The 6388-nt window shown below is 72.4% G+C and carries 4 protein-coding genes; 2 read left to right on the top strand and 2 right to left on the bottom strand.

The annotated features are described in order from the left end of the window. Window positions 1–1930 (top strand): MMPL family transporter (locus ACWCO3_RS06955; protein WP_450008906.1); only part of this gene is annotated, 1930 nt, incomplete at its 5' end. Between the two features lie 51 nt (window positions 1931–1981). Here ACWCO3_RS06955 and ACWCO3_RS06950 read toward each other — a convergent pair. Beyond that, window positions 1982–2863 (bottom strand): lytic transglycosylase domain-containing protein, encoded by an 882-nt coding sequence (locus ACWCO3_RS06950; protein ID WP_145779835.1) that lies wholly within the window; start codon window positions 2861–2863, stop codon window positions 1982–1984. 33 nt (window positions 2864–2896) lie between these two features. Next, entirely contained in the window at window positions 2897–4303 is a 1407-nt protein-coding gene (locus tag ACWCO3_RS06945) for a DedA family protein (protein ID WP_145779834.1), read from the bottom strand. Window positions 4304–4436: 133 nt separating this feature from the next. Between ACWCO3_RS06945 and typA the strand changes: the two genes are divergently transcribed. Then, window positions 4437–6305: a translational GTPase TypA gene (gene typA, locus ACWCO3_RS06940; RefSeq protein ID WP_145779833.1), complete on the top strand. Its 1869-nt coding sequence runs from the start codon at window positions 4437–4439 to the stop codon at window positions 6303–6305. Window positions 6306–6388: the final 83 nt, after the last annotated feature.

The raw sequence follows: 6388 nt of genomic DNA, 5'->3' as shown, positions 1-6388 counted from the left end.
TCAGCCGGCCATCGTGGTGGTGAGCCGCGACGACGGCGGCGCGTTGAGCGAGGCCGACCGGGCCGGCGTCGACGCCCGCGCCGGTGACCTTCGCCGCTTCGCGGCGGGCGGGCAGGTCAGCCCCGCCCAGGTCTCCCCGGACGGCACCGTCGCCCTGGTCGCCGTGCCGGTCGACACCGCCGGCGGTCAGGAGGCCGTCACCGCGACGGTGACCGACCTGCGCACCGCCCTGGCCGACCTGCCCGACGGGCTGACCGCTGACGTGACCGGCGCCCCCGCCTTCACGGCCGACCTCTCCTCGGTGTTCGACGGCGCCGACATCACCCTGCTCGCGGTGACCGCCGCCGTCGTGGCGGTGCTGCTGCTGATCACCTACCGCAGCCCGTTCCTGTGGATCGTGCCGCTGGTCGTGGTCGCCGCGACCGAGCAGCTCACCCTGCGCGCGGTGGACACCATCGTCCCGGCCGTCGGCATCAACCTCCAGCAGGGCCAGGTCACCGGCATCGCCAGCGTGCTGGTCTTCGGCGCCGCCACCGACTACGCCCTGCTGCTCATCGCCCGCTACCGGGAGGAGCTGCGGCGCACGGAGGACCGCTTCGCGGCGATGCGCTCCGCGCTGCGCCGCACCGCCGAGCCCATCCTGGCCAGCGGCGGCACCGTGGTGCTCGGCGTCCTCACCCTGCTGCTCAGCGAGCAGGAGACCAACCGCGCACTCGCGGTGGCCTGCGCGACCGGCGTGGTCTTCGCCATGCTCTCGGCCCTGTTCGTGCTCCCCGCCGTCCTGGTGCTGTTCGGCAGGGGTCTGTTCTGGCCGTTCGTGCCCCGCGTCGGGGGCCCGGCCCGGGAGGGGCGGCTCTGGGGCCGGCTCGGCGCCGCCGTGGAACGCCGCCCGGTGGTGGTCGCGGTGCTGGCCACAGTGCTGCTCGGTGGCCTCGCCCTGGGTGGGCTCGGGATCCGCACCGGCCTGTCCGAGACCGAGCAGTTCCGGGCCGAGCCCGAGGCGGTGACCGGCGCGCAGACGCTGGCCCGGTCGTTCCCCGCCGGCAGCACCCAACCGGTGGCCGTGATCACCACGCCCGCGGCGGTGCGGGCGGTCACCGACGCCGCCACCGCCGTACCCGGCGTCGCCTCGGCGCGCCCCGGCGACGCCGGTGAGGCCGTGGCCCAGGTCGACGTGGTCCTGGAAGCCGAGCCCGGCACCACCGCCTCGGACCGCGCGATCGAGGCGTTGCGTACGGCGGTCGCCGCCGTTCCCGACTCCGCTCCCCCGGCCGCCGCCGGCGCGGACGCGCCGTCCGGGGCGATCGTCGGTGGTTCCGTGGCCGCCACCTACGACTCCGACGAGGCCAACGACCGTGACCTGCGACTGATCCTGCCGATCATCCTGCTGCTGGTCGGCGCGGTGCTCGTGCTCCTGCTGCGCGGGCTCCTCGCACCGGTGCTGCTGGTGCTCACCGTGATCGCGTCGTTCTTCGCCAGCCTCGGTGCGGCGTGGCTGCTCTTCGACCACGTGCTGGGCTTCCCGGCGCTCGACAGCGGCGTCCTGCTGCTCGCCTTCGTGTTCCTGGTGGCGCTCGGCGTGGACTACAACATCTTCCTGGTCACCCGGGCTCGGGAGGACGCCCGCAGCGTGGGCACCCGGGAGGGCATGCTCTCCGCCCTACGGGTCACCGGCGGAGTGATCACCAGCGCCGGGGTGCTGCTCGCCGCGGTGTTCGCCGTGCTCGGCGTGCTGCCACTGATCACACTGACCCAGATCGGCATCATCGTCTGCATCGGCGTCCTACTGGACACCCTGCTGGTCCGCACGGTCGTGGTGCCGGCGCTGGCGTTCCTGCTCGGTGAGCGCTTCTGGTGGCCCGGCCGGATCAACCGGGACTCCTCGGAGGACGCCCCGGCGTCACCGGAGCCGGTCGCCGCCCGCGACTGACCGACTGACGCGACGGGGGCCGTGACGGCGTCGTCACGGCCCCCGTCGCGGTCAGTAGTCCAGGCAGACGCATTCGGACATCAGCGCGCGTACGTTGCGCACGTACGACGGGTTGGGGATGGCCAGCGGCTTGCCCTCCTGCGCCACCGCCCCGTGCCCGAAGTTGTACGCGGCGATCACCGCGTTGAGCAGGCAGGAATTCAACTCGCTGGTGCACAGGGCCGGGTCGAGTCGGAAATCGGACTCGAAGTACATGTCGCCGATGTACTTCGTCGCCCAGGCCAGGTAGGTGGCACCCAGGTAGGCGTTGTCCCGGTAGGCGTCGATCTCGTAGCTCTGCTCGAACCGCTGGTTCATCCAGGTCGCGGTGCCGGGCATCACCTGCATCAGCCCGACGCCGCCGTCGCAGGCGTAGATGTTGGACTGCCAGCCGCTCTCCTGCCAGGCGGTGGCCTTGAGCAGGTTGAGCGGGATCTTGATGTCCGGAGCGGAGGACGGCCAGTAGGTGCGGCCGGCCGCGTCGGTCAGCGCCGCCTTCACCTCGGCCCGGGTCGCCTGGGTGCCCTTGTAGCTCGGCTTGCAGGAACTCGGGGCCGGCTTCGGCGGCGCCGGCGGGACCTGCGTCTCAGTGGGCGGCTTCGCGACCGCCAGGGGCTTCGTCGCGGTGCGGGTCGGCTTCTTGGTCGGCTTCTTCGTCGGCGTCGGGGTCGCGCTGCGACTCGGCGCGGCGCCCATCGACTCCACCGCGCTCGCCGACGGGCTCGGCTCCTCGGTGACCTCGTCGGAGGGGGTGTCGGTCGGCGCGTCGGTGACCGCCACCGGCGCGGCCAGGTCCTGTGGCGTCTCCCCCTTGGCGGCGCAGCCGACCAGCGCGCTCGCCAACAGGAACCCGGCGAGCGCCGCGGCGCCCCACCGACCGGTCCGTCGAATCATGACGATGCCTCCCCGTGTGACAGTCGCCGCACCCTAGCAAGGTTCGACCGGGCTGCGGTGCCCCTCGGACGACGGCCGGACCTGGTCCACCGGCTGCTCCAACTCCCGCACCGCCCGGTCCCGGGTGGCCCACGCCACCATGAACACCACCGTCCAGAGCACCCCGAGCAGCACCGCCGCGGCGGTCCCGCTCGCCGTGTCCAGACCCAGGTAGAGCCGCGCGCCACCGACCCCGAGCACCCCCGCCGCGGCGGTCGTCCAGGCGGCCACCGCCACCGGCCACCGGGCACCACGCGACACCAGCCACGCCAGGGTGCAGAAGCTCGCCGCTACCACGGCGTTCTGGGTCGGCAGCGGGGCCGACCCACCGCCGCCGTGCGGCCCGGTCAGTTCGGCCACCACGGCCAGCACCACCAGCGGCACGAACGCGCCCGCCGTGCCGACCACGCTGAGCAGGTCCGTGCGCCAGGGCCGGCTGCGCCACGCCAGCACCGCCGCCACCAGCGCCACCAACAGGATCAACACCGACCCCCGTACCACCGACACCAGGACCGTCGTTGCGTCGGCGGCATCCGGGGTACGCCGGGCGGTGAACCACCCCGCGATGGCGCCGTCCAGCGCGGCCAGGCCACTGTTGCGCACCGCCACGGCGAGCAGGCCCGCGATGGCGAGCCCGGCAGCGAAGAGCAGCAGGAGCCCGGCGGCCAGGTTGAGCAGCAACGTCCACGCCGGCCCGACCCGCATGGCCACCAGGAAGAACAGCACCCCGTAGCGCGCCGTGAGCCAGCGCACCGGGGGCAACGCCCCGGCCCGGGACAGCAACGCGCGAACCGGGTCGGGGTTGCGACCCAGCCACCGGCCGGCGAGCACCACAGCCAACAGGCCCGCCAGCAGCAACAGCGCCGCGCCGGTAGCCCGACCGAGCAGCCGGGAGACCGTGTCGTACGACTCACCGGCGAGGTGACCGAGCAGGACCGAGCCGCCCACCCAGGTCACCACACCGGCCAGGTTCCACAGCACGAACCGGCGGTACGGCATGCCGGCCGCACCGGCCAGCCGGGGCACCAGCGTGCGGGCGAAGGCCACCCAGCGGGCCGCGAACACTCCCCGCCCGCCGAGCCGGGCGAGCATGGCGTCGGCCCGGCCCCACCGCTCGGGCCCGACCCGGTGACCCAGCCCGGCGCGCAGCCGGGGGCCGTACCGACGTCCGGCGCGGAAGGCCAGCCCATCCCCGGCGACCGCCGCGACGATCATCGCGAGCAACGCCGGCCCGAGCCGCAAGGTACCGTTGTAGGTGAGGAAGCCGACGAGCAGCAGGGTAGCCTCACCCGGCACGAGCAGGCCGAAGATCACCGCGGTCTCGCCCGCCACGATCAGCGCGGCGACCAGGTAGATCCACAGGGTGGGCAGACTCTGCACCCAGGTCAGCAGGTCGTGCACTCAGGCCCCCGGGACACGGGAGCCAGCATGCCAGCCGGAAGAACCACCGGCACAGCAGTTTCACCATAGATCAGGGGCACCTGGGGGTGACCCCGACGCGGCCTGCGCGAGCGCAGGCGGAAGGATAGAGGGTATGCAGCTTCGCACCGACCTCCGCAACGTCGCCATCATCGCTCACGTCGACCACGGCAAGACCACCCTGGTCGACGCCATGTTGCGGCAGGCCGGGGCGTACGGCGCCCGGGGCGAGAACACCGAGCGGGTAATGGACTCGGGTGACCTGGAGCGGGAAAAGGGCATCACGATCCTGGCCAAGAACACCGGCGTGCGGTACCTGCCGGCGGACGGCTCCGACCCGGTCACCATCAACATCATCGACACCCCCGGTCACGCCGACTTCGGTGGCGAGGTGGAGCGCGGCCTCACCATGGTCGACGGCGTCGTGCTGCTCGTCGACGCGAGCGAGGGCCCGCTGCCGCAGACCCGCTTCGTGCTCCGCAAGGCGCTGCGGGCCCGGATGCCGATCATCCTGGTGATCAACAAGGTGGACCGGCCGGACGCCCGGATCAAAGAGGTCGTGGACGACACCTACGAGCTCTTCCTCGACCTGGACGCCGACGAGGAGCAGATCGACTTCCCGATCGTCTACGCCTGCGCGCGCGACGGCATCGCCTCGCTGACCCAGCCCGCCGACGGCTCGGTGCCCGACGACAGCACCTCCCTGGAGCCGCTGTTCCGCACCCTGCTGGACACCATCCCGGCACCCGCGTACGAGGACGGCGCCCCGCTGCAGGCCCACGTCACCAACCTCGACGCCTCGCCGTTCCTCGGCCGGCTGGCGCTGTGCCGCGTCCGCCAGGGCACCATCAGCAAGGGCCAGACGGTGGCCTGGTGCCGCACCGATGGCAGCACCCAGCGGGTCCGCATCTCCGAGATGCTGATGACCGAGGGCCTGGAGCGTAAGCCGGCCGAGACCGCCGGTCCGGGCGACATCATCGCGGTCGCCGGCATTCCGGAGATCATGATCGGTGAGACTCTGGCCGACGTCGACAACCCGACGGCGCTGCCGCTGATCACCGTCGACGAGCCGGCCATCTCGATGACCATCGGCACCAACACCTCGCCGCTGGTCGGCCGGGTCAAGGGCTCCAAGGTCACCGCCCGGATGGTCAAGGACCGCCTCGACAAGGAGCTCATCGGCAACGTGTCGCTGCGGGTGCTGCCCACCGAGCGGCCGGACGCCTGGGAGGTGCAGGGCCGTGGCGAGCTGGCGCTGGCCATCCTGGTCGAGCAGATGCGCCGGGAGAGCTACGAGCTGACCGTCGGCAAGCCGCAGGTCGTCACCAAGGAGATCGACGGCAAGACCTGCGAGCCGGTCGAGCGCCTGACCATCGACGCTCCGGAGGAGTACCTGGGCGCGATCACCCAGCTCCTCGCCACCCGCAAGGGCCGGATGGAGCAGCTGGTCAACCACGGCACCGGCTGGATCCGGATGGAGTGGCTGGTCCCGGCGCGCGGCCTGATCGGCTTCCGCACCGAGTTCCTCACCGACACCCGGGGCACCGGCATCCTGCACCACGTCTTCGAGTCGTACGAGCCGTGGTTCGGTGAGCTGCGTACCCGCAACAACGGTTCGCTGGTCGCCGACCGGGCGGGCGCGGTCACCGCCTTCGCGATGATCAACCTTCAGGAGCGCGGTCAGCTCTTCGTCGAGCCGACCACCGAGGTGTACGAGGGCATGATCGTCGGGGAGAACTCCCGCTCCGACGACATGGACGTCAACATCACCAAGGAGAAGAAGCTCACCAACATGCGGGCGTCGACCTCCGACGAGACCGAGAAGCTGATCCCGCCGCGCAAGCTCTCGCTGGAGCAGGCGCTGGAGTTCTGCCGCGAGGACGAGTGCGTCGAGGTCACCCCGACCGCGGTGCGCATCCGCAAGGTGGTGCTCGACCAGCAGCAGCGGGGCCGCGCCGCCGCCCGGCGCAAGCACGCCGGCTGAGCCCACCAGCACCCGACACCGGGCGCGTCGGCCGCTTGCGGCCGGCGCGCCCGTCCGTCTCCCCACCGGGTACGCGGGCCCGC

It is taken from the genome of Micromonospora sp. NPDC002411 (assembly GCF_053592955.1).
This window is presented reverse-complemented; position numbering and strand designations above follow the sequence as displayed.

What these genes read in the sequence shown, in the direction of transcription:
- ACWCO3_RS06950 (WP_145779835.1), bottom strand. Translation starts at nt 2,863, where the DNA reads ATGATTCGACGGACCGGTCGGTGGGGCGCCGCGGCGCTCGCCGGGTTC.
- typA (WP_145779833.1), top strand. Translation starts at nt 4,437, where the DNA reads ATGCAGCTTCGCACCGACCTCCGCAACGTCGCCATCATCGCTCACGTC.